This is a genomic window from Marinobacterium rhizophilum DSM 18822, assembly GCF_000378045.1.
In the GTDB taxonomy this organism is placed as follows: domain Bacteria; phylum Pseudomonadota; class Gammaproteobacteria; order Pseudomonadales; family Balneatricaceae; genus Marinobacterium_A; species Marinobacterium_A rhizophilum.
This window is the reverse complement of record NZ_KB899096.1, coordinates 35,796-60,295: the sequence shown is the minus strand read 5'-3', so window position 1 is coordinate 60,295 and position 24,500 is coordinate 35,796. Positions and strand designations below refer to the sequence as shown.

Below are 24,500 nucleotides of genomic sequence, written 5' to 3'. Positions count from 1 at the left end.
AAGTGGGAAATAGTGAAATCCGATATTCGGCGCCATTACGGCAGCACGCTCGAACAGAACGTGCTGGGGAGCCTATGAACAAGTCCCAGTTGTGCTCTGCGAGCCCTGAGGCGTGCAGCTGCTAGGCGCAGTGTGCAGGCAATGGCCTTAGTCCTTGTCAAACACTGCAACAACGCAGATGCATGTCTCAGGGCCCGCCCTTCGGGGCTTTCAGCGCGAGCCGGAATCGCGGCGCAGTTTCGAAGGCATGCCGGGGCCTGTCGAGGAACTGCAACAAAGAGTCCGGTTCGCGCTGAAAGCCAGAGCCACATTGGGACTTATTCATAGGCTCCCTAGCGGAATAGCGGTGAACGAAACCGGCACTTGCGTGCCGGCCTCATTTTCAGCGGTTAACGGCGTGCCATCTGGCGCACGTTCTGCGGGGTGTAGAAGTTGTCGTCCTTGGTTGCCTGCGGGACATACGGGATGGTGTCGTATTCCTGCATGGCGTAGTCACCGGACTGCAGATCGTAGTTGGTGAGGGCTCGGGCGATGATGTTGCCATCCGCGTACAGCGCGACGGGGTGCGAGTGACCGAAGCGCCACAGCTCACCACGACCGTCGTACATGTCTGTCATCAGTGCGAACCAGGAGTCCTCGTCGAGGTAGAAGCGGCGCTTGCCATAGATATGGCGGCTGTCTTCACGCAGCGTCGCCTCGACAATCCAGACGCGGTGTTTCTCCCAGCGCTCGAGGTCGGTGTTGGTGTGGTTGGCCTGCGCAATGTCCTCCATCGGCGTGCCCTTGCTGTGGGCAGCCAGGAACTTGTAGGCGTTGTACGGCACCAGCATTTCCTTCTTGCCGATCAGCTCCCAGTCAAAGCGCTCCGGAGAGCCGTTGAACATAAAGGCCTGGTCATAGGTGGTCAGGCCGTTCGAGCCCGGATCCGGCGTGTCGAAGGCGATGGTCGGTGCACGGCGCACGCGACGCTGTCCCGGAATGTACTGCCATGCCTGACGCGGCTCCTTGCTGGCGTTGACCGGGTCGCGAACCAGGGTGACTTCACCCTTGCGGCGGGTCGGCAGCGAGTATTGCAGCAGCAGCTGGATGATGTTGCCGTTGAAACTGCTGATGTCGCCGTCCTTGTAGTAGTACGGATAGGTCTCGATAAGGTGGCCGGCGGTAACGGCGCGGGACCCGTTGGCATAGATCGTGGCGCTCTCGTAGGTGGCGTCCTTGCCTTCGCCATACCAGCGCAGGGTATGGTTCCAGATCGCTTCCTGGCCGTTCTGCGGGATCGGGAACGGGATGCCGCCGTAGGCGTTGGTCACACCGTTGCCGTCCGGCGTCAGCTCGGCGTTCAGGGCGTTGGTGTGGGTGTTCTCGGCAATCCAGTTCGGAATCGGTGCGGTGCGGTGGGTCGGGTAGACGTTCAGCTTGAAGGTCGGCTGCTTCTCGAATAGCGCTTTCTGACCGTCTGACAGCAGGTTCTCGTATTCCTTGTAGTTCTGTGCGGTCACGGTGTATAGCGGCTTTTCGTCGGCGAACGGGTCAACCTGGTGGCCGCCTTTGACGTAACCGGCCGGCGGGGTGGTCAAACCGCCGGTCCACTCGGGAATGGAGCCGTCGGCATTCCCGGCGCGCTCGGCACCGAAGGGCGTCAGTTCGCCTTTCAGCCTGGCGGCTTCGTCCGCGGAAACCTTGGCAATGGCCATGCCGGCGTTCAGCGCCAGGGTGGTGAAAGCGGCTGCGAGAAGGGTTCTCTTGAAGCTCATGACAATAACTCCTCAGGTGTGCGTCTGATTGTTTTTATGTATGAATGTCGAAGTTAGAAGCTGTACTTGTAGTAAGCGGCAAGGTAATCGCGGTCGGCATTGAGGTGGCCGAACGCCAGGTCGCCGTCTTCTGCGATAATGTCGGCAGGGTCAGCCAGGAACCAGACATAGCTGGCGCCAAACTTGTGCTTGTTGAGGTAGGTGAAGTCGGCTTTCAGGGCGAACTGTTCGTTGTCCTCGGTGAAGGTGTAGGCAACGGATGAGCGGCCGTTGAAATCGTTGCGGTAGGTGCCCGACACGGCCAGGTCCAGACCGCCGACGATGTTGAAGTAGTCGGCCTTCAGGTTGAGCACCGCGCTGGCGGCGCCACGGTCATTTGCCAGGTTTTCCTTAATGCCACCGCTGACGCCGTCGATATCCAGCACGCGGTTGTAGCCGATTTCGCCGACCAGGGTCATGTTGTCGGCCAGGGGGTTCTGCGGCAGGATGTAGATCGCGGAGACCTGGGTCTGCATGGTTTGCGCCGGCTTGAACAGGAAGCCCGGCGCAGCCACCTGCACCGGCTGACCGTCACGGTAGGAGACTTCACCGCTAACGTTGACATCGCCGAATACGGTACCGAAGCTCAGGCCGTACAGGTCGATATTTTCGAAATACTCGTGGTTCATGTTGAGCGAGGCTGCGGACAGGAACTGCAGCGACGGGGTGAAGTCGTTGTAATTCAGGTAGTAGAAGCCGAACTCGGTGTTATTGAGGTTTTCCGCCAGGTAACGCAGCGCGACACCGTACTGGCCCTTGTCGGGCCGGTCCTCGGTCACCTTGGCGCCAGCCGGCAGAAACGGCTGGCCGAATTCGTCGCCGACCGACTTCTGCCCCAGACCGTCGAGGATGTTGAAGTAGCTGCCCGGGGCGTCGATGCGGGTGGCTTCCCAGTCGTACTGGTAGTAAGCGCCGAGGGATAGCGCATCGGTGAGCGTCATTTCGCCGTATACCTGACCGATGGGCATGAAGATATCTTTCAGTTCGACGCCCGGGGCATTGGCCTTGGTCGCATCGAGTGGGCCCTGCGCGGTGGAGATGCCGCCCTGCAGGAACAGGCTCTCGCCCCAGTTGACCACCTGCTCACCGGCGCGCAGGCTCAGGGCCTGATCGCCTAAATCGAAATTGTGATAGACGAAGGTGTCGAGCAGTTCGATCTTGGACTTGTGCTCGTCGAGGCCGTCCTGCTGGAAGGGCTCGCGGGCCAGACTGTCATTATCGTACACCTTGTCGTACCAGCCGCGGGCGCGGACAAAGACGCCGCCGTCACCGTAATTGACGTCCAGGTCAGAGCCGAAACCCAGGCGGTTCTGGGTCTGATCGTGCTTGTCAAAATTTCGGTTGCCGTCATCAGTCAGACTGCCGAAACCGCTGAACGCGAGGATATCCTTGTCCTGGTCTTCCATGCGCCACTGGGTGTCGTAGGTAAGGGTGGTGTCCAGGTCGATGGTTACGCCATTGTCGAGCTCGAAATTGAGCGCATAGGCCTGCGGTGCAGCCGCCGATATCAGTGCAGCGGCCAGCGTTGCCTGTCTGATATTCAGGCTCAGAGGCGTGCGCAAGACATTCAATAGTCCTTGGCTAGCGAGGTTATTTTTCATCGTTTTATGAGCTCTTTTTGTTGTTATTACTGAAGGGGGTTTATTTTTTATTGAGTCGCAGGCAACGTCGGCTCTCGCCGGAATCGTCTGCCTGAATACCGGGGGATAATCCAGCCAGTGCGAAAGCGATTTGAATAAAGCCTGGGTCAGCGGGGTGTTGCGTATTTTCTTTCATCGTATGGCCGCTCGTTATTATTATTGCCGTGCGAAATATCGATCTTTACTCATCGCCGATACATGCACCGGTATGAGAGGTCCGGGTAGTTGGACCTTAGGCTTTGCCAAGCCTGTGTTTGGGTTCGGAACGCCGACTGATCATGTTATGTCATCGACTTTAATGGTCGGCAGGTTGTCGGGCTTGACCCGAGGCGAAAATCAATTGACATATTGCGCCGAGTATTTGATCGCCATGCGACATCGTCCGGCGTCGGGAGCTGCGCGGCCGTGCCGTTGAAGCTGTGCTGTGCTGTGTGTAGCTGGACAGATTTTTGAGGCCCAAAAAGCGAACGAATGGCGCTGGGCAGGACAGGGCGGCACGACCTAACAATAGACTTTTTGCGTCTTGTGATGCATTGCGGCATCAACGGCCGCACATCAATTGTTTAAGCAAGAGCGGGTTTCAGGGATTGCTGACTGCAATCTTCGAATCTGCGCAATGGATCCCGGATCCACATATTGGTCGATCCGGCCTTCAAAGTGGATGCTCAGTTAAGACCGTGTGAGGTTACGGTTCTAAACTGTCGATTCCAGTTTAAAAATGAACTTTAATGCATTATGAATCAAAGACTTAGCGAATTCTTTCCAGTCGGTAACAACTTACGTTTCCAGTTTAAACCTGAATTTTACCGAACCGCCACATCGTGGACCTGTCCGCTAATTTGATTTGAGACTGCGTATTCGTTGTGCCTATAGACAAAGATTATGGACAGGAAGTAGGGTTGTCAATTTAATAGGTAGCGGGTGCCAACGCCGGTAGCGTGTCGGCTGATGCTGGAGACAATCAAACGCCTGCTCGGCGTGGGAACGACACCGACTCAATTCGAACCTTGTCTTGGTCCCATTTTGGGACTAAAATCCGCTTATGAGAATCATTGCCCTGTCGACATTGAAGTCCTTCTGGGAAGACAACCCTGCGTACGGCGATGCCACGGAGCCGATACTGGCCTGGTACAGGCACACACTGAAAGCTGACTGGAGCTCGCCCGCCGAGGTCAAGCAGGACTTCCGAAATGCCAGCATACTCAAGGATGGCAGGGTGGTGTTGAACATAGCCGGGAATAAATACCGGTTGGTGGTCTGGATCAACTATGCCTATCGCGTGGTCTACATCCGCTTTGTCGGCACCCATGCCCAGTATGACCAGATCGACGTCGAGACGATATAACGCCAGAGGTAACGGAAGATGGACATCAAACCGATCCGCACTGATGCCGACTACCGTGCGGCACTGAAAGAAATCGAAATGCTGATGATGGCGGAGCCAGGCACGCCCGAAGGCGAAAAGCTCGACGTCCTGGTCACGCTGGTCGAGGCTTACGAAAGCAAGCATTACCCCCTAAATCTTCCCGACCCTGTGGAAGCCATCAAGTTCGAGATGGAACAGAAAGGCCTCACAGCGAAAGATCTGGAACCGATGATCGGCAAGCGCAACCGTGTGTATGAGGTCCTCAATCACAAGCGTTCACTGACACTGAAAATGATCTGGAAACTCCATCAGGAGCTCGGCATTCCAGCCGAGTCATTGATCAAGCCGCCTCGCCAGACCCATGCATAATGTAAAGAGGCGATTCGTCGCTCCGGTCGCCAACTTTCTCCATGCCTGCATTCGATAGTCCTACGGCCACACAGGAAGAACTGTCAGCCATAGACAAGCGGCTGGCCGAGCTCGAAGCCGAGAAGCAACGGCTGGTCCAGCGAAAGCAGGCGCTACTACGTGCACCTCCAGCCCATGCGCAGCTGATACTCAGCCCAGAACAAAAGGTAAAGTTGTTCCGCGATCTCTTCAGGGGGCGCAGCGACTTGTTTGCCGTACGCTGGCAAAACGCCCAGGGGCGTCACGGTTATTCCGTCGCCTGTCACAACGAATGGCTACCCGGCATTTGTAAGAAGCCGAAAGTCAAATGCGGTAACTGCGGCCATAAGCACTTCAAAGCGCTCGATGAGCAGGTGATATACGAACACTTGGCCGGAAAGCAGGTGGTTGGGCTCTATCCGTTATTACCGGGGAACCGATGTCACTTACTGGCTGCGGACTTTGACAAGACGGGATGGCAGGATGCCGTTAAGGCCATGGCGAAAGTGTGCCACCAGGCATCGATACCTCAGGCAGTCGAAATATCGCGGTCCGGCAACGGGGCTCATCTCTGGATCTTTTTCTCTGAACCGGTGCTGGCCCAGGATGCGCGCCGTCTGGGCTTCGCGCTTCTCGACAAGGCGATGGAAATCCATCCCGGACTCTCCTTCGACTCCTATGATCGGCTATTTCCCAACCAGGATCATATGCCGGAGGGTGGTTTCGGCAATTTGATCGCCTTACCGCTTCAGCACCATGCGCGACGGCAGGGTAACAGCCTGTTCGTCGACGCCGACCTTCATGCGTACCCGGATCAGTGGCGCTTCCTGTCACAGCTTGACCGGCTGTCAGCTGACGATCTGTCCAGGTTGCTACGAGAGCTTGAGCCTGAACGGCCTGCGACAATCGACAAACGTCCGCCCTGGGAGCAAGGGCTACGCAGCGACCGTGACCGTATTGAAGACTGCCCCGAGAGTGTCACGCTAACATTGGCCAATCACATATACATCAAACAGGACGCTATTCCGGCGCCCCTGATTGCAAGGCTGAAGCGGCTGGCCAGCTTTTCGAATCCGGTGTTCTTCAAAACCCAGGCACTTCGCTTTTCGACCCATGGCATACCGCGCTTTATCACCTGTGCTCGAATCGAGCAGGGGTACCTGTCACTCCCGCGCGGATGCCTGGATGATGTGAAAGATCTGCTGAAGGAGCAGCAAATACAGATCGAAATCGAGGATCACCGGCGCTGCGGTCAGCCACTTAACAAAATGGAGTTTCTGGGTGCTTTGCGACCGGAACAGAGTCTAGCGATCGAGGCAATGGCCGAGCAGGATACCGGTATCCTGCATGCCCCCACCGCTTTCGGCAAAACGGTCACTGCGATCGGGCTCATCGCCAAGCGTCGCGTAAACACACTGATCCTGACCCACAGCCGTCAACTACTCGACCAATGGAATGAACGCATCCAGTCGTTCACCACCGGTGTAAATGTTGGAATCATCGGTGGCGGAAAGAAGAAGCCGACCGAAGAAATCGACATTGCGACCTACCAGAGCCTGATCAACAAGAAGGACAATACCGTCTCCGAATATGTTCAGCGGTATGGTCAGGTCATAATCGACGAGTGCCACCATATCTCCGCACCACGATATGAAATGCTGCTCAACGAAGTCAGGGCTAAATACATAGTAGGTCTCACCGCGACACCAGATAGGCAGGATGGCCATCAGAAAATTATGTTCATGGTTGCTGGCCCCATCCGCCACAAAGTCAAAGCGGAGCAGGGTGCAAAATTCCAGCAAACTGTGTTTGTTAACCAGCGCTATGATCAGCCTCCGGCCGAGCTGAGGCTGTCTGATGAGCGCCCGCATATCGCATCGGTCTATCGGTGGTTGGCGACAAACGGAGAACGTAATGCAGCTATAGCCGAAGATGTCGTCAACGCAGTAAAGCGAGGGCGCCATCCGCTGTTGCTGACCGAGCGGCGTGAACATGCCGAAGCGTTGGCGCAGCTCCTGGCGTCTCGAGAGCTCAGGGTTCTGGTGTTGAGGGGCGCAATGCGCGCCTCAGAACGCAAGAGTGCAAACGAGCAGCTGGCCTCGGTCCAAGTGGTCGTCGCCACGGGCAAGTACGTCGGTGAAGGCTTTGACCTACCACGATTGGATACGCTGTTTCTCGCGCTACCAATTGCCTGGAAAGGTTCACTGGCGCAGTATGCAGGCCGTCTCCATCGGGAAGTGGAGGGTAAAGAGGCTGTCACGATATATGACTACTTGGACTCCTCGTTACCGATGTTGCAGCGCATGTTCCAGAAGCGGGAGAAAGGCTATGCCGCGATGGGATATGACGTTAGATTTCCTGATCAAGATGACGCCAAAAGTACACTTGAGCTGGAGTTGTAAATAGCAGGCCTTCCTGGGTGACTTCCCACGGGACATCGATGACGCTGTTTTGGCGTGCAAAACCCTGGATACCAGATCTTAAAGGCTCCTGGGACGTGTCTTGCAAGGCGATGGAGCAGGGCCTGATAGCGGATGTAGGCTTTATGGATATGCTCAAGAGCAGGAGTTTGACGCCCCAAGCGATTACCAGGAGACAGCGGATCAGGCCAAGTAATCATCGCCTGGCGCTGTTCTCCACGCTGGAGAGCACGCTGGAAGTCATTGATGCAGGTTAGAAACGATGTACGGACTCAAGGATGCAGAGATTAGGCAGATCCGGGCGATCCCGATATCGCCATACTTTACGGCTCCAGAGCCAAAGGAAACTTCAAACCGGGATCGGACGTTGACCTGACGCTCGAGGGAGCCGAGCTGTCCGTCCAGGTGTTGAACGAAGTTGCATGGGCTCTGGATGATTTGCTGTTGCCGTATCAGATCGACCTGTCGATCCTCGAGCAGATCTACAACCAGGATCTGATCGACCATATCAACCGGGAGGGTGTGAGGCTATACACCCGGCCTCGTTGATCACAAAGGCCGTCTAATTAGCTGATGCTCCTAATGATATATGACTACCCATTAGCAAGGGAGAACGCTGTGCCGTTTGATCTAACAAATCGTCTTGTCGTAGGTCTTGCGTCAAGCGCCTTATTTGATTTGAGCGAGTCCGATGAAGTCTTTCGGTCTCAAGGTGAGCAAACCTATCGGAAGTACCAGCTTGAGAACCAAGATGTTGCATTGAAATGCGCAGTTGTTACAAACCCTGACGCGCGAATAAGTAGAGCCTCTGTGTATCCCAACCTAGCCATGCTGCCTTTAGCGATATATTTGCATAGATCGGGCGTGCGCTGTGTCGCGTTGAGCGAAAACTTGGTCCTTTGGCTGGGCTCTGCCAATGTGCGTGACAGCCACGCAGGGCATGGCCTGGAGCGACTCAAACGTCGGTGAGACCGAATCTCAGCCTCAACTTGAAACGGCTGATGCACTGCAAATGCAGGAGTTCGCAGAATTCAGGTTAAAACTGGAAAACATGTTTCGGACCGTCATGTCTTCATCTGGCTGAAGGGCACACGGTACTTGGGCTAAAGGGCTGTTCGAGAGATTCCACTTTTGGCTGAACGAGTTCCGTTTGAAACTGGAATCGACACTCAATTTGAAATGACACGTGTTAATTCAGGTTAAGGACGAGATTCTGCTCTCTTTTAAATCAATGACTTAGCGTTCAAAATCAAATCAGGATGAGATTCGACTCAAGCTAAAGATGAGATCTTCCCCCGAATCTCAAGCTAACGATGAGATTTTCCTCGGAAATCGATATGGGACCAAGATGACCGCGACCTGAACCCGAAGAATCTCACAGAATTATGTGTAGTTTTTATACCACGATATTGCTTTCGACAGAAGGTGGTAACAGAGGGATGGAGACATTAGTTACAAAGAATGACGGCGCAAATGGCCCCGGACAGGAAATTTTCTTCGCCTGGGCGGTTGACAAATGATCGATTTTTTTGTGCCTTACTCGACCCTCACACTGACCGTATTGAGCACTGCCGCAACCATCTCGGCCTGGCTACGGCTATGCGCATTGTGTAGGAGGTTCCGGATATGGAAGCGCACTGTCGCTTCACTGAAGAATAAGCAGGTAGCTATATCTTTCACTGCCTTACCGTCCATCAGTCGCCGAAGGACTTTGACTACTGTGGCACTGAGGGCAAAGGTCTTTTCCGGATAAGTGTAAGTAGGGCGCTGCGCGATGGTTATGCTGCCTCACTAGGCTTTTGCGAGGCTAACGGTATACATCAGGTTGACCCGCGAGTCATCGAGGTACTCAAGGGCGATATTTTCACTGTGTCCGTCGATCTGGCCTTGAATCTGCCGGTCTATAGTGGGCTGCAGGGGATGATCTGCATCAGCGGTATGGATCACATCAATTAGCGAAAGCTAATTTGATTACCATCCAAATGAATCTTACTCAACATAGGTGTTAATGAAGCTTAACAACCTTGGGCATCACGAAAGTAGGGCGGAAGAGTGGCACTTCGTGATACTTAGTTACCATTGATCGTAAAAATCAGTTGGTGAACTTTGTTGAGAATTGTTCCGAATTCAGTGTTAACAGCTTGTATTTTATCAAGGTTTAACGCGAAACTCTAAGCCGCTACGTTTGACCGTACTACATAGGCATGGTGAGCCAGCACCCGCTTATTCGGTATTGGGCCAGTGTACATCGTATTTATCTAAAATAAGTTGATTCGTAAAAAACTCTTGGCTTTCTGATTTTTCCGATTAGCTATTGGGAGCCTCTTTGCTATACATGAATATCTAAAGGAAGCTCGTATTAGGGCGTATATCTGTGCAGCATGGCAGCTCAAATAGTCGCTGCATATTTATATCCCTGTACCGGCCGCTATTAGCGGCAGCAGTCAGTACATCGATCAGGCCTCTGTGCTTCCTAATCTATGGAGAGACAACGATGCCTGATGCCACAGCACCTAAACTCGATGGGTTCGTTCTCAATGTTTCGGAGGACTTACGAGATAATCGAGACTGGTTCTACACCCCCCCGCCTATACAATTGAAAGCTGAACAAGATTTTCCCAAGAGTCTAATTGTTCGCAATCAGGCATCTGAAGGAGCTTGTACAGGTTTCGGGCTTGCAGCCGTCATAAATCTTCTCAATCAGAGCCGAGATCGGGACGTTATTGTTAGCCCGCGTATGCTCTACGAAATGGCTCGGAAGTTCGATGAATGGCCAAGTGAAGATTATACCGGGTCATCTTGCCGTGGCGCTATTAAAGGCTTTGCTAATATGGGGGGGTGCCGGGAAGCACTTTGGCCCTATGAAGCTCAAAAACCGGGCGAGCTTACGGTAGCGGCGGCCAAAGATGGACGCTCCAATACTATGGGCGCTTACTATCGTCTCACACGCCGTATCAGTGACTTCCATGCGGCCTCGAACCAGGCCGGGGCCATTTTCTGTTCAGCAAACGTCCATAGCGGTTGGAGTCAGGAAGCTAGCCGGAATGGCGTCATCCCGTATCGATCGGATACGACAGGCGGTCATGCCTTTGCCATTGTCGGTTACAACCGAAACGGATTTTGGGTGCAGAACTCGTGGGGGCCCGGATGGGGTAATAATGCCGTAGCGCTTTGGAGCTATGAGGACTGGCATGTGAACATCGTTGATGCCTGGGTGTTGAGCCTAGCGCTTCCGACTCCGCAAATCTGGTATATGGGAGAACCAAATGAAGGCCGAGTTGCAGGAGGTGTAGCCAGTTTCTGCAAGAAACCGTCACGAGGCCAGATCGCCGGGCATTTCGTGCATATCGATGATGGCAAGTTCCATGATGCTGGTAAGTACTGGAGCAACCTGACTGACGTAACCAACACCGCGCAGAAGGTCAGGAAAAATCGGAAATACCGTCACTTACTCTTGTATGCACATGGAGGCCTCAACAGCCCTGAGTCATCGGCCAGTCGGATCGCCGCGATGCGTGACGTGTTCAAGGAAAATGGCATATACCCCTTCCATTTCATGTACGACACAGGAATTTTGGAAGAACTGAAGGACGTAATCGTCAGCCGTGGCGAACGGGAAGGGGAGCGTGTAGCAGGTCTATCTGATCTGTGGGATAAGTTGCTGGAGCGAGCCACGCGTCCGTTGGGGCGTGCCGTATGGCGAGAAATGAAGTTTGGCGCGTCAAGCGGCTTTGCGGTGGATGCTGACGGTGCTAAGACACTTACCACGTTTAAAGAACTTTTAACGAACGAAAATGCGCCACAGCTCCACATTGTTGGCCATAGTGCTGGCGCAATTCTCATGGCATGCCTTCTTCAGGCCTTGGAGAGCCTGATTCCCGTTTTTCGCGTACAAACTTGTAGCCTGATGGCTCCAGCCTGCACGACTGACCTATTCAAGTCACACTATGAACCTTATTTGAAGGCTCCTAAAAACAGGTTCGGTGTCAATGATATGGCGGTTTACAACCTGATAGATAAGTTGGAAAAGGATGATTCAGTTGGGCCATATAGAAAATCACTTCTTTATCTAGTGCCGCGTGCATTTGAAGATATAACGCCTGCACCGATTATTGGAATGGACATATACAGTAGAAACCCTGAACTACTGAAGCTTAAGAACCTTAATATTATTTACAGTCATGATGATGATATCGAGCCGCGATCATTAAGTAAAACACACGACGGATTCGATAATGATCCTGCAACACTAAATGACATCCTAAAACGTGTACTAAAAGACGAGCCTACCAGACTCTTCGATAAGACAGATCTTGAATGTGTTTAGTGAAATCAATGAAATCTAGTCGATGTAGAATTACTTATAACGCTGTTTAGCTAATAACATTTTGAATGTAGAAAAAACGAGGTTGTTATCAAAGTAATCTCAATTGGTTTCCGTGTATCCGGATGGGCGGTAGCGTGCAAATTGACTAAAATTAAGACGAAAACACCGCACTAGGCACCGATAACGCAGTATTAATGCTAAGGGCGTTTTTTAAAAGTGATAATCATAACCTTGGAGAATTATATATGAACGAACGTCCTGGTCCCCATTTTCTGAAAGCAAAGTTTACCTGCAACCACTGCGGTGAACTCCCCTATGATCCACCTAAAATGTTATTGGACATTCTTGAAGACCTGCGTGATGAGTTTGATAGCCCTGTTATCATAAACTCAGAATATCGCTGTCCGACTCACAACAGAAACGTTGGGGGAGTAAAGAACAGTAGGCACCTGGTCGGAGATGCTGCGGACGTTGTGGTTAAGGGGGGCGACCCACACGACGTCTATGTTTTTCTGGATGAACGTGTAGGCTCTGACTCAATTAAAAGGTTCACGCTTGCCTCGAAACCTCCTCCTATTTATAACACATCGCTATTGCTGAGAGAGGACGATCTGTCGGTAACGCTTACAAAAGTGACGATTAACAAGATCAGGAAATTGACATCAATAAGCTACGATTATTTAGGAAAACCATAACAGCTTTGAGTGGAGCCAAAACATTAAGATGCTAAGAATATTATTTTTATCACTTTTTATAATGGGTTGTACAACTGTCAAAATCACAGATAGAAATGGTTCAGTAACTGTAAAAAGAGATTTCGGTGTTATTAAGCTATCCGCCAATCCACAAGAGGGCGCTGTATACGCAGACGTATCATTGATTGGCTACGCTACTACGCCGCTTGGTCAAGTGATAGGCTATTCTAAGCAGTCAATTGCAGTTATGTCTGAAAATTGCAAACTAGTTTTATGGGTTAATAATTCAACTAACCCATTAGTCGTTAATGAGTTACTTAAAGGAAATGCATCCATATGCATTTATAATTCTAAAGAAGAAGAGGAAAATAGATATGAAGATTAAATTGCCTTTGGTTTCTATAGTTGTTCTAGGCTTTACAAGTGGCTGCGCAAAAAACGAAGTAAATATGCCTCTTGTATTTGGCCAGTCACACACGGTAGGCGTTTCGATAAGCGGCCCTGCAGCCGATCAAGGTCTTGATCTTACTTTGGGTTACAAAGATAAGGATTTTGCAATTGTTCCAGTTACTGTCGTGCAAGCGAATGGAGACTCCACGTTGGTTAAATCAACAGCTGAAAAGAATCATCAGGATGCACTGTCTGTGCTAGGCCAGTTCGAGTTAAACACAGATGCAAAGCAAGCAGATGTGGGTTTAGGGAAGTTTTTTGCAACTGGTCTCGCGGCAAAAAAACTGGCCGACGGTTTTGCACATAAAATGGGGCTTCCAGAAACTAATAAGCAAAAACCTAAGTCGTTAACTACTGGCGAAGCAGAGTGAGCATACGTTGTTTTTGCGTGCATTGACTATTGATAATAGTGAGGCAATAAATCATGAATCCACTTGCAGGACATTTGGCACTTGTAATAGGTCATACACGAAGCCGACCTGGTGCAGCAGGCGTTTACCCAATATCAAGTAGTGAGTATGAATTTAATAATGACTTAGCAGACATGATACAAAAATACGCAAACACGCGAGGTCACAACGTAGAGATATTTCACAGAGACGGAGTCGGTATAGATGGTGCCTACAAAAACGTTTCAGAATGGGAGCCAGATGCTGTTTGCGAGCTTCATTTCAATGCGTTTAATGGAAATGTCAAAGGTACTGAAACGCTATATTCGGATAAAAACGATAGTAAACAAGTTCTAGAAAAAGAATTTGCCATTTTTGTACAAGAGGAGATATGTAGAGTTTTTAGACGCAAAGGAAGAGAAGATCGAGGTTTGAAGAATCGTCCTTTGAGTCGGGGCGAGCGAGGCTATTGGAATGTTAATCAATTATTTGGTATTCCATCAATTTTGATCGAGCCGTTTTTTGGCGACAATAAAGAGGAAGCAAAGGCTGCAGTCGAAAATAAGCAGGAACTAGCCGAAGCCATTGTAAAAGGATTTGAACGCTGGAAATCTTTAATTGCTTACGAACGCGGGTTAGTTACTACGCCCGATACAACAGATACACGCGATACTCCAGATACTCCAGATACTCCAGATACTCCAGATACTCCAGATACTCCAGATACTCCAGATACTCCAAATACATGAACTGGGGAAGATGCATCAACTCGATGAGAACAGACACATTAAGCGTCGTAAAAGTGGGAATAATTCCTTCCTTGGATCGGGATAATCCGACGCACCTGACCTGAAGGAGTAAACCGGATTAAGCCAAGATATTAACCCCGCTTGCAAATATATTAACGCGGCGTAGGAGACATGCGAACTACTGGTAAATTTGAATGCGAGTGCCTACATCTGAACAAAAGCGTGTACTCCATTAGGCATGTAGCATGTCTTCACTGCAGAGGGGGAAAAATGATACATGACTGGAGACGACTAGGTATCTGGATACCGCACGTGCAAAAGACGTCGGTACAGCCGTGCTGCGATCAACATCCATTAGATGGTAGGCTTGAGCCAATTTGATTCGTAGGGAGCGACGGTGCACTCTGGTTCCTGACCGTCCCATTCGCGGAGCAATGCAAACAGGTAGCGTCACCCAGCGATTTAACCGGTGTGGCCGTTTCCTCGGATGGCAGCGTCTGGGTTCTACCCCGTTACTGCGGACACTTCTGAAAAGAGGCACAATGTGCCAAAGGAGTGTTAATGACCAAACGCAGAAGATACAGCGCCAAGTTTAAGCGTGAGGCGGTTGCCTTGACCCGCCAGCCGGGCGTGAGCTGCCGCCAGGTGGCCTTGGAAATCGGCATTTCCCCAACTTTTTGGCCCGCTGACGACGAGAAGCCGACACGGCGACAGACGGAGCCTTCAAAGGTGTCTGCGAGGAAGGATTCGCCGACCAAATTAACGGACATCACGAACCGATTCGCAATCCCCGGAAGCGCTCAATGTGATCAGAGGCCTTGGCGTACGGGGCTAGCGCCCTATGGATTGCGGGCCCATATTCAGACAATCACTCAAAGTACGAAAGCCACTCAGACATTGACGTCGTATTAAAAGGACATGTCGTGAGAGTACTTGGCGGAATTTTTCTACACTGTCACAATGGGTAACGATTTAAAAGAGTAAGTCGCCCACCCATGACGGTTTTATTAAATAGGATCAAAAAGCGGTTGCCTTGATTGAAGACGCTTACAAAATCACAAGAATATCTTTGAAAGTAAATATGGTTATTAGGCTGCTTGTAGCTATATGGGCAGTAGCGTGGAAAACTACATAAGATAATTTTATTAGTAGCTTATTAAATCCGATATATCACTTTCAGTAAAGACTGTCATATTGAATACTAGTTTACTATTAAGTTCGAAACGATTTGTCAGCGATATTACCCAACCAATGATAACATTAAATAACAATTACTTATAGATATTGAGGTAATGAAAATGGAAAAATTAGTTTATATTTTGAAGGAAGCTACAGATAGATTGCCTCAATTGAGATATGCATGGGGCCTGCTAGGTGTTGCAGCCACAGCAGCTATCATCACGAGTATTTTGGGGGAAGGTAAGGCGACGATAATTATAGTCGCTGTTACCATCATCGGACTCGTTTTAATATTCATAACAATGGTGGCGTTGGGCTCGGCAACAATAGCTACTAAACCAGCAGCGACATTGATATGGTCAATCACGGTTTTCTTTGTCATTTTTCTAGGGTTTACTATTTCTGCTTTCGCATGGTCATGGCCTTGCAATTGGGTAAATTTTATAGAACTAGAGGTGTTAGAGTGTGGTCACAATCCAAATCCGGATATAACATCAGTTGATATTAAGAGGACGTCTGACTTCAGAGGATCAGGATGCGTCGATGGTAATAAGAAATTAGTTTACAAAGTAACAGACGACCTTACATTTAGTGAAGCTATTAAAATATACAGGGCGCAGGCAGGTACAACAAAAAACACAGGTGAATATAAATTAGATATTAGTTATTTAAAAGATGGTGAAACAATAAATCCAATAACTCCTGCAAAGCGTGTATGGCCACAAATAGAGCAAAAAACAGTAGACATACCTGTTAATGGAAAAGAATTACAGGTAATATATAAGTACAGTCCGATTTTAAATAATAAAGAAGATAACTATGGGGTCGGATTTATCTCATCCCTTCCTATAAAAAAAATAGTTACAGAAGTAATTCTACCAGACTCCAAAGAGGTACTAATGGTTAATGACAAGTATGACGATGATAACAACTATTTCCAAGGATGTGATTTTAAGCTAGGAAATAACCCTAAGCTAAGTTGTGAAAATTTTGAAGGCGAGGCGAATAAACGTTATGTGCTCCATTGGATTTGGGATGTTTATAATGATTGTTAGATTTCTATTTTATCTAAAATTCAGCATGAGGTATGTTGTTAACTCCGATTGTACACACGATGGCGCCAAAATAAAAAGAACCACATAGATTGAATACATGGCTTTGTTTTCGATTTTTATATTAAGTGTATGAATTATTCAAAATAACAATAAGCAGCTTAAAGTGCGTCAATCCAGTGCGCTTCACGTTTTCTTTTTAACGCTAGCTCGTGTATGTTTCTATATAAGACGGTGAAAACCTTTTTGTTCTGGTACCTAATAGCAACCATGTAGTATTTTTCGCCAATATAAGGTTCGCAGTTCGAAAATGGTGTCGTATAGATGATGCTGATATCGCCTTTCTCAAAGGATTGCGCCCTCATTTTCGTTCCCTCTGGTTTATAAGACTCTCCCTGAGCAGTTAACTCAATCGCCTTATTAACAATTTGGGTGATTGGAATCATAGAAAATGTTTCCGGTATTCGAGCTGCCGATTTGTAGTACCAGCGTAGCGCTATGTCCTGCTTCCGCCTAATACTTGTCGCTGTATTGGTTAGAGGACTGTCAGAGATGCGTCAGGCGTAAACCTAATGTAAACCTCCCTGTTTTAGTGCCAGCTATTATTAGAGTTCATCCGATAAAAATGCCAAAGCGCATGAGCCCAATACTTACTTCATACGATTTATGCACAATTATGTTCGCGAGCATAATTTATGTAAGCCAACATAATTGGTGTTGTGTTAAACTCACAGGCCCGGCCTGTCCGGGGTGGGGGACAGACTATTGAACTAGACTGCCCAGGTTGATCAAGCTGGTTGCCCATCATACTGAAAAAGCCGTTACCGACCACATTGGTCTCGGAGTCCGTCCTCGCCGCACTGGCTGAGGCCGGCGCGATCCAAACCGTGTACCTCGTCGAAGACAGTGGTGGAGACTTCCATATCGTCGCCCGGAGCGCTGATGCGGATTACCGCATTGAGAAGAAGCGGGGCGGGGTGCGCACCTTTCGCGACCTGCGCCGCGCCGCCGAACTCGTCCGGGGCATGGGGATCGCCCATATCCGATTGCACTTGAACGAACACACCCCGTCGATACGTACTGGTCTAGCCTGACACCGGGGGCAGGCATGCTGGCGCGTGGCTTCCTGACGTGGCTGCAAGGTCGTTGGTGCGAATGCCGCTGCGGGTTAGGGAAGGCGAGGACTCGGTGCCGTCACCATTCGGTGTTGGGCCGACACTGGCGGACGCAGAGGTGCGAAAGGCCCGTTGGGACTCTGTCGACCTGCCAGATGTCAGGAACTGGTCGCGATGCTGAAAATGGCCGTCGGCAGGCCCTTTGGGATTACCAGTCGAATCAACGTTCTCGACCGTCCGTCTACGAACCAAGAGAGCTCAGAGCTGCGGCTCATTCGAGACCACGCTGGCGATGGTCAATCAGCTACTGGAAAGCGGGCAGAATAACTGGAAGCGGATAAATGGATTAATCTGCTGAACCTCGTGATCAACAACGTGAGATACCGTTCCTGTGCTCTCATTCCAAGCAGTGATGTCGCCGCTAATCCTCCCTTGTCCTGTATTTGGGTAGAGGTCACACCTTTCGATAAGTCGCCCACCGAGTGCCTGTACGACCTGACCGGTCAGGTCGTCGTCTGGGAAACAAGGACACGTTGGGGGAGCGGCGCTCGCCGACTGTTCGAGGGCCAGACAAAGTGCGGCTAGTATAATTTTAGATTTCATCGACTTTTCCTCCTTAGCAGACCTGCTGGTCTTGAGTGTAAATCGAGCTTTAGCCAGACAGATTGGTTTGAAAGCGATCCACTGGATCACTTTTTTTGGCCTAAAAATAGCTGTCTAAAAATAATGATCTCATTAGGAAAACAAGCTAATTTAGCGCCAATTATTTTTTGTTATTGATAATCAATCACTTATTAGGCATGCCATCACAGCGATTGATGGCGAAGTGTAAAAGACACTTAACGCCGTAATACGGGAACTTTACATATCGGTTGCTCTCGGGCTTGCTCTAGTGAATTAGGATTACCCCCCGCTGACCTGCCCCCGAAATTTAATCCAACTGCTTTCTAGTAATGTCGTTGTTTGTTGATTCTGTGGCTTGCACCCGAAACATCGATGCGAACTCCAATGGAGTCTTATAATCCAGTGATGAGTGTGGTCGCTGTTCATTGTAATCGACCCGCCAGTCACTGATCAGTTGCCGGGTATGGGCCAGGTCCTTGAACCAGTGCTCATTCAGGCATTCATCGCGGAACTTGCCATTGAAGCTCTCGATGTAGCCGTTCTGCATCGGCTTGCCGGGCTGTATCAGCTTCAGCTCTACCCAGTGCTCATAGGCCCATTGATCGAGTGCCTTGCCGGTGAATTCAGGCCCTTGATCGGTCCTGATCGCTCTCGGATAGCCCCGGAACGCCGCTATCGCGTCCAGTGTCCGGCAGACCTGCTCCCCCGAAATACCATGTGCCACCGGTATGTCCAGGCACTCCTTCGTGAAGTCATCGACGATGGTCAGGCATTTAATGCGACGACCATTCGCGAGCGAGTCCATGACAAAATCCATCGACCAGGTGTGGTTGGGCTGGTAGCGTCAGTGGCTGTCGCTCCAGCATGACTCCTTTGCGGCGCTTCCGTTTGCGGACCGCCAACCCGGCCTTCCGATACAACCGATAGACCTTCTTGTGGTTCACCTCGATCCCTTCTCGACGCAAGAGCTGATGGACTCGCCGATAGCCAAACCGGCGACGCTCCAACGCAATATCCCGAATACGTTCAGTCAACTCGGCATCCTCGACTGAACACTGAGGTGCATAGCGCAGTGTGGCGCGGCATAACCCGACGAGTGAACAGGCCCTGCGCTCGGAAATCGCGATCTGGGATCGCATAGTGCGCACGGCCTCGCGCTTGTTCTCGACGGTCAGTACTTTCGGTTCAAAGCCGCCTTTAGCGCCTCAGTATCGAGCATCGCTTCCGCCAGTAGCTTCTTCAGCCTGGCATTCTCCTCTTCCAGCGCCTTCAGCCGTCGGGCTTCTGACACTTCCATGCCGCCATACTTCTTGCGCCAGGTGTAGAAGGTGGCGTCCGAGATGCCATGTTTTCGGCAGAGCTCCTTCACCGGCAAGCCTGCTTCGGCTTCCTTGATGATGGTAATGATCTGCTCTTCGGTGAATCGTTTCTTCATGTTCATCATCCTTCTTTGGTAATGAACATTACTAAGTCGCTGATGGATTAGAAAGTGGGGAGCAGGTCAGGAGATAAGGAGATAAGGCGAAAGGCTATGGGGATTTGCTCGAAAGGCTTCAGAAACAGTGCGCTTCGATGAAACGGGCTGTCGACGAGATCCGATAAATTTTTTGCCTAGTCCCCAATGACGAACGTCCGCTCGGGTTGAAAGGTCCCATCACCGTTACCCAGGAACACCGAGACGTTATCAGGATCCAGGTCCGACGAGTTCACCGTCACCACATCCATCAATCCATCACCATTGAGGTCAGCGGCGGCAACTGCCTTCGGGACGTTACTGATTTCTGTCAGTAGTGAGAATGGTTGATTGAACAAAAAGGTTTCACCGTCACCAAGCCTGACCTGAAACCGAGGATGTCGCCAGTCTGTCTTGCTGATCAGTACCAGATCTACTGCATCGTCTGCATCGATTGGTGCCGTCACGATTGACTGTGGCTGCACGATAGCAGGAAACGACTCAACGTTGGGTATAAAGGTGCCATCTCCGTTACCCAGCAAGGCTGAGAAATGACGGAAAGATCCTTCACCAACAACAATGTCATAATTGCAGTCATTATTCAGATCATCGAGTGCAATTGAATGGGGAACGCCAAAAATCGGGAATGACTGTGGCGCTTGGAGGGTGCCATCTCCATTCCCTAGGTAAGCAGACATTGCGAAGCCCACGCCATTCCCGGCAATGACGTCCAAGAAGTCATCATGATTCACGTCTGCGATAGCAAAGAGGGCCGGGATGCCCGTAAAAATGTTGGGGTCCGATGGTATTTTAAAGCATTGTATGGTGCTAAAGATGCCGCTTCCATCGCCCGGCAGCATGCAGGCACGCGATATATTGTCCAGACGGCCAACAAAGATGACGTCCAAGTATCCATCGTTATTTGTGTCGGCTAAGGTTGCAGTTGATAACCCCGGGAAGGCCGGGAGGGCTGTCTGAGGCTGAAACGTTCCATCCCCATTCCCCAATAATAAGGAGATATCATCTGATCGGCTGTTCGCAACAACCAGATCCGCTGCACCGTCGTTGTTAACGTCACCGTGTGCCAAGGTTTCTGGCCGCTCCCCTACAGCGTAATTCACCCGCTCATGGAAGGTACCATCACCTATGCCAATCAGTACCGACACGACGTCAGACCACTGACACCTCCGCGCCCTCGGATTGCATCCTCCCCACACGTGAAGCGCAGCAATATCCAGAATGCTATCCCGATTGAAGTCGGCAATGGTAATGGGGCGAGGGTCCGTCGTGGGCGTCACATCGCAGGTATCAACGCAGGGTGGGGCAAGTCCTTTGCTCTTGCGGGTGTAACTGCTCAATATCCGATCACATGCCTTTGCGGAAGCAGTGGGTGCCTCGCTGTCGCAGTCCAAGGCCTCACAATAGGCATTACAGAGACCATATCGGCTGGTACCTTGATCCACATCACACACCGCTTCCGTGCGTGATGAGAGTGCACTTGGAGGCGCGCCTACAGAGGGGTGGGCGAAGGTGAGGCCCAAAAACAAAAAGCAACTGATACCTTTCGCAACCAAGGCGGTACTTTTCCGGACACGGAGTGGATGGACATGGATGGCGTCGTTAGAACAGACCTTAGGCAGTTTGAGCATTGTTGGCTCCTCCCTTAACGTCCTGGCTCGATCCTTCGGTCAGGGGTGACGATCCAGCTTAGTTCGGGAGATTAGGCCTAGCAATCATTCATTGAGGCTGACAATGAATGAGGGAATACCTGTAGGCTTTGGCTTCAAATATCAATATTCATTATAGGAGAATATGAACACTTGAAGACTTAATTCCCCTTAAGTTTCTTGGGTGTTGATACCTGACATTCCAGTGAGTCAGTGCGGTCATCACACACATGTAGTGGTCAACTAATTCCGGATAGTAGATTAAGTTGCTCTTCGGCCTTGGCCGGAGGCAACCCCTTGTTGTACTGATGAGGACGCTTCCAGTTGTAGCGCTGCATCAGATAAAAGCTGGCGTCTCTCTGAGCTTCCAAGGCGCTGGCGTAGTGACCGTGCAGGTAAGTGATGCCCTCGATCGTTGTTCCAAAGGTGAGATCAGGAAATGACGGTGGAACGTGAAAGATCATCTCGCCAGAGTGAGCTCCAGCCTCAAATAGTCGGTCGAAATTTGTTGTAACGATCTGAGGTACGCCGCTCTGGTTCGAGGAGATACGTTTGACCAAAGCGTGTTCTCGGCCGGCTTGATCGGCTTTAGTGGAAGCGTCCAGCCGTTCAGTGACCAGTGCGTTGACTTCGTCCTTTCCGTACTCTTGGTGGAGCAGGTTAAAGATCTGATCCAATGGCATATTTGCACCCGTTGGGTCATCCAGCCAGGGCTGGAAAGCAGACATGATTTCGGAGTTCTCGGGAGGGTCGAAGAATTCGATTACATATTGGGTGAGGCCAATGAAGTCTGGCATGCCCGAGGGCAATGAAACACCGGCTCCGCAAAGGAAAACCACACGACCAGCGTCGCAGCGTTCCAAAAGGATGTCAGGTATGTTCGGTCCGTCGATATGAAATCTCATGGCCCTAATATTATCAACAGCATCCTGGGTGAAAATAGGGTTGAGTAGAAAAAGATAAGATATACATTTCAACGAGTAGAATCATAGCAATCGCTTATTGCTGAGGATGGACTACTATGGGCCGCAATCGACACGAGCGGTTGGTTAGCATAACAATTCGTAGGGATAGGGTTCGTTCTAACGTAAGACCGATGACCTTGGAGGTATGCAGACAGGCGAACGGTAGGGAGTCCGGATCTATCTTGGGGAGCTCGGTAGAGCGTAACACCGTCATGAACTCGCTGGGTCTCGTGGTTCGACACCATAGGACGGATCTCGGTGATGGTCCCAGAGACTCACGACCATTTCATTCTTGACGTTGATGGACCAGACTGACCACTGCACATTTTTCAGGATGGCGCCGAACTTGGCGAAGGCTGCGGAGAATAAGCGGGAAATCGTAATTTCCTGTTGATCACCCAACTTTTTGAGTCTAGATCGAATCCATAGTTGGACACTCTCGATGCGAGCAATCGCGGGAAGTGCAGATTCCGCCATTCAGTCAGGATGATTCTTACATGAGGGCTTCCTTCTGACCAATAGGCAGCAACTCCAGGCTATCAATTATACAATTCTCGACACTTTTGATGAGCACGGCAATCAAAAAACATAACAATACTAATAAGTTACATGACGTAATGAGAGTCCACGTTACGAAAAAAGCTCGCAGAGAAACTGAAGAAAGCAGGGCATGTCATTGCAGCATGGCCTGCAGCACCTGGCAGCTTGCTGGATGGCTGGCACGCTAATCTGGTCGTCATTCAACGCCGTAACTGCATACTTTTTATCCATGACCAGACGCGCTACACAGCCGCAATATGTGATCGGTCTGTGCAAGGCACGCTGCGGGTCGCTGCGCTGGAACTGGAAGCCCGGACCTGGGACGGCAGCGATATCATGGAGATCGGCCAATATTCAGTTTCGGCCTGGTTGACGGAGCAGCCACGCTGCACCAGAGACCTCCAAGAATCACGACACCTTTGGCCGAACAAGGAGATGCAAAAGCTGCTCGAGCAGTTACCAGTGTAGGCCGGCCGACTGGCAACGGACGTTCATAAACGAGCCGATACACCTAGCAAAACAGCGTGCGGTACGTTGCGTTACGTGCCACTTATCCCGCAAAAAACAAATCTTCGCGACTCTCCAAACGGGTAGGTGCCAGAACCGCAGAATCTCATCGTTAACTTGATTATGGGGTTTGAACCTGTTGCATGTGATAGCGCTAAAGCCCAGGGTGTACGAGGCCTGCAGGAAATCAAGCAACCATGAGATCGGATCTCATCCTTAACTTGAAATAACACACGTCCATCCACGGCTTTATCTCAACAACATCCTATTTAACATAATATACATTATACGCATATCATATTTGTTCGTAATACCGCCTTTGCGCTGTTCGTAAGCGACCACAACTAACGGTAAAGAAATCCACAAGATTGGCTCTAGTTCTTTGCGCTTGACCAGACTGATGTTTCTAACTCATTGATTTTGGTTAGGACCGCTCTCTAGCCCTGGCTAGCATGTCGTGCCGCCTTCATCGGTTTCGACTACGTACGCCACAAACACGTTTCCAGTTTTGACCGGTATGACTCCATCCCAGTCACTTCTGCGTCCACGCCAACGCCAGGACCGTGCGGAGAGTCGCGAAGATTTCATTTTCACGGACTAAGTCCCACGCTATGCAACACAGCGCACGACCAAACTCTGCTGGCACTTGTACCGATTACTGATACAGGCCGTATCGCGGTCAGTTAACTGGCAGACTCCAGAGCCCCATGTCTGATCGTGTTTTATCGCTGTAAAAGCGCTTGATTCGAAGCCACTAAGCCTAGATGCAAGCTAGCTTTTCGATTGTAGACATCCAGTCCTGCATGCTGTGGTTGCTCAGGGTTGCTTGATAGCTTCCGCGTTTCTGGATACGGCTCAGGAATCATGTACGTGCGGGGTCTTGTACTGAGAATGCAAGGTCTATAAACGGTTCTGAACTGACTCAAACCAGCACAAATCTCTAAAGGATGACGGCTGATATTGAGCATCTAAATATCCTGATCTAGATGAAATACTACCTGAGGCAGCAATACTTCACGGCGTAACCCTCGCTACGCGGGCATTCCAGCGTCAAATAGCCCTCACAGCAAGCCATCCAGGTCACGTTCCCAAGCGCATGTGCACCAAGATACAAGCTTTTAAAGCTTGATTTATGAATAGGCTAAATACCGCTAATTGGCAGCAAATTCGATCGAATTTCGC

General features: G+C 50.5%; 18 protein-coding genes and 5 pseudogenes. 16 read left to right on the top strand and 7 right to left on the bottom strand.

The features are described from left to right. Positions 1 to 389: 389 nt before the first annotated feature. Together F451_RS0110375 and F451_RS0110370 are read right to left on the bottom strand one after the other, a co-directional pair. Positions 390 to 1,754, bottom strand: coding sequence for a DUF1329 domain-containing protein (locus tag F451_RS0110375; RefSeq protein ID WP_020681306.1), 1,365 nt, complete (start codon positions 1,752 to 1,754; stop codon positions 390 to 392). A gap of 53 nt (positions 1,755 to 1,807) precedes the next feature. Next, a complete protein-coding gene (locus F451_RS0110370) occupies positions 1,808 to 3,355 on the bottom strand; it encodes a DUF1302 domain-containing protein (protein WP_020681305.1) in 1,548 nt (515 codons plus the stop codon). A gap of 1,120 nt (positions 3,356 to 4,475) precedes the next feature. Here F451_RS0110370 and F451_RS0110365 point away from each other — a divergent pair. The 6 genes from F451_RS0110365 to F451_RS28705 are packed head-to-tail and all read left to right on the top strand — an operon-like array spanning position 4,476 to position 8,575. Continuing rightward, positions 4,476 to 4,778, top strand: a complete 303-nt coding sequence (locus F451_RS0110365; protein ID WP_020681304.1) for a type II toxin-antitoxin system HigB family toxin — start codon at positions 4,476 to 4,478, stop codon at positions 4,776 to 4,778. A gap of 18 nt (positions 4,779 to 4,796) precedes the next feature. Continuing rightward, the gene (locus F451_RS0110360; RefSeq protein ID WP_020681303.1) at positions 4,797 to 5,168 is read left to right on the top strand and encodes a helix-turn-helix domain-containing protein; all 372 of its coding nucleotides are present in this window, start codon (positions 4,797 to 4,799) and stop codon (positions 5,166 to 5,168) included. A 41-nt stretch (positions 5,169 to 5,209) separates the two neighbouring features. Beyond that, positions 5,210 to 7,588: a TOTE conflict system archaeo-eukaryotic primase domain-containing protein gene (locus tag F451_RS0110355; RefSeq protein WP_020681302.1), complete on the top strand. Its 2,379-nt coding sequence runs from the start codon at positions 5,210 to 5,212 to the stop codon at positions 7,586 to 7,588. Between the two features lie 38 nt (positions 7,589 to 7,626). Further along, positions 7,627 to 7,863 carry a hypothetical protein gene (locus F451_RS0110350; RefSeq protein ID WP_020681301.1) on the top strand — a complete coding sequence of 79 codons (237 nt, stop codon included), beginning with the start codon at positions 7,627 to 7,629 and terminating at the stop codon, positions 7,861 to 7,863. 55 nt (positions 7,864 to 7,918) lie between these two features. Further along, a complete protein-coding gene (locus tag F451_RS27200) occupies positions 7,919 to 8,155 on the top strand; it encodes a nucleotidyltransferase family protein (protein WP_169434499.1) in 237 nt (78 codons plus the stop codon). 24 nt (positions 8,156 to 8,179) lie between these two features. Beyond that, complete coding sequence (locus F451_RS28705) at positions 8,180 to 8,575, top strand: 5'-nucleotidase (protein WP_338040027.1); 396 nt, start codon at positions 8,180 to 8,182, stop codon at positions 8,573 to 8,575. Positions 8,576 to 9,142: 567 nt separating this feature from the next. On the opposite strand, the gene F451_RS28820 is transcribed toward F451_RS28705, so the two are convergent. Beyond that, positions 9,143 to 9,382 carry a LuxR C-terminal-related transcriptional regulator gene (locus F451_RS28820; protein WP_420835276.1) on the bottom strand — a complete coding sequence of 80 codons (240 nt, stop codon included), beginning with the start codon at positions 9,380 to 9,382 and terminating at the stop codon, positions 9,143 to 9,145. Between the two features lie 718 nt (positions 9,383 to 10,100). Here F451_RS28820 and F451_RS25315 point away from each other — a divergent pair. The 7 genes and pseudogenes from F451_RS25315 to F451_RS27715 all read left to right on the top strand — a co-directional run bounded on the left by F451_RS25315 (position 10,101) and on the right by F451_RS27715 (position 16,450). Further along, a complete protein-coding gene (locus tag F451_RS25315) occupies positions 10,101 to 11,933 on the top strand; it encodes a C1 family peptidase (RefSeq protein WP_020681298.1) in 1,833 nt (610 codons plus the stop codon). 245 nt (positions 11,934 to 12,178) lie between these two features. After that, positions 12,179 to 12,628 (top strand): D-Ala-D-Ala carboxypeptidase family metallohydrolase, encoded by a 450-nt coding sequence (locus F451_RS27185; RefSeq protein WP_083928410.1) that lies wholly within the window; start codon positions 12,179 to 12,181, stop codon positions 12,626 to 12,628. 28 nt (positions 12,629 to 12,656) lie between these two features. After that, positions 12,657 to 13,013 carry a hypothetical protein gene (locus F451_RS27725; RefSeq protein ID WP_156826442.1) on the top strand — a complete coding sequence of 119 codons (357 nt, stop codon included), beginning with the start codon at positions 12,657 to 12,659 and terminating at the stop codon, positions 13,011 to 13,013. Then, positions 13,003 to 13,449 (top strand): hypothetical protein, encoded by a 447-nt coding sequence (locus F451_RS25305; RefSeq protein WP_156826441.1) that lies wholly within the window; start codon positions 13,003 to 13,005, stop codon positions 13,447 to 13,449. Before F451_RS27725 ends, F451_RS25305 begins: the two co-directional genes overlap by 11 nt. Positions 13,450 to 13,502: 53 nt before the next feature. Next, a complete protein-coding gene (locus F451_RS27720; RefSeq protein WP_156826440.1) occupies positions 13,503 to 14,216 on the top strand; it encodes an N-acetylmuramoyl-L-alanine amidase in 714 nt (237 codons plus the stop codon). 561 nt (positions 14,217 to 14,777) lie between these two features. Then, positions 14,778 to 14,947, top strand: a pseudogene (locus tag F451_RS25300) (transposase); the annotation flags it as partial. A 567-nt stretch (positions 14,948 to 15,514) separates the two neighbouring features. Then, entirely contained in the window at positions 15,515 to 16,450 is a 936-nt protein-coding gene (locus tag F451_RS27715) for a hypothetical protein (protein ID WP_156826439.1), read from the top strand. Between the two features lie 158 nt (positions 16,451 to 16,608). Here F451_RS27715 and F451_RS0110305 read toward each other — a convergent pair whose 3' ends face one another. Beyond that, positions 16,609 to 16,893, bottom strand: coding sequence for a hypothetical protein (locus tag F451_RS0110305; RefSeq protein ID WP_020681293.1), 285 nt, complete (start codon positions 16,891 to 16,893; stop codon positions 16,609 to 16,611). A 351-nt stretch (positions 16,894 to 17,244) separates the two neighbouring features. On the opposite strand from F451_RS0110305, the gene F451_RS0110300 reads away from it, so the two are divergent. Continuing rightward, entirely contained in the window at positions 17,245 to 17,541 is a 297-nt protein-coding gene (locus tag F451_RS0110300; RefSeq protein ID WP_020681292.1) for a hypothetical protein, read from the top strand. A 232-nt stretch (positions 17,542 to 17,773) separates the two neighbouring features. Beyond that, positions 17,774 to 17,949: pseudogene (locus tag F451_RS28400) on the top strand (IS256 family transposase); the annotation flags it as partial. Between the two features lie 544 nt (positions 17,950 to 18,493). Here the strand turns inward: F451_RS28400 and F451_RS27710 are convergent. The 3 genes and pseudogenes from F451_RS27710 to F451_RS28395 all read right to left on the bottom strand — a co-directional run. After that, positions 18,494 to 19,621: pseudogene (locus F451_RS27710) on the bottom strand (IS3 family transposase). Between the two features lie 176 nt (positions 19,622 to 19,797). After that, positions 19,798 to 21,288: an FG-GAP repeat domain-containing protein gene (locus F451_RS0110280; protein WP_083928402.1), complete on the bottom strand. Its 1,491-nt coding sequence runs from the start codon at positions 21,286 to 21,288 to the stop codon at positions 19,798 to 19,800. Positions 21,289 to 21,545: 257 nt separating this feature from the next. After that, a pseudogene (locus F451_RS28395) lies at positions 21,546 to 21,689 on the bottom strand (IS3 family transposase); the annotation flags it as partial. A gap of 1,230 nt (positions 21,690 to 22,919) precedes the next feature. Here F451_RS28395 and F451_RS28815 point away from each other — a divergent pair. Next, a pseudogene (locus F451_RS28815) lies at positions 22,920 to 23,279 on the top strand (DUF6933 domain-containing protein); the annotation flags it as partial. Between the last annotated feature and the right edge of the window lie 1,221 nt (positions 23,280 to 24,500).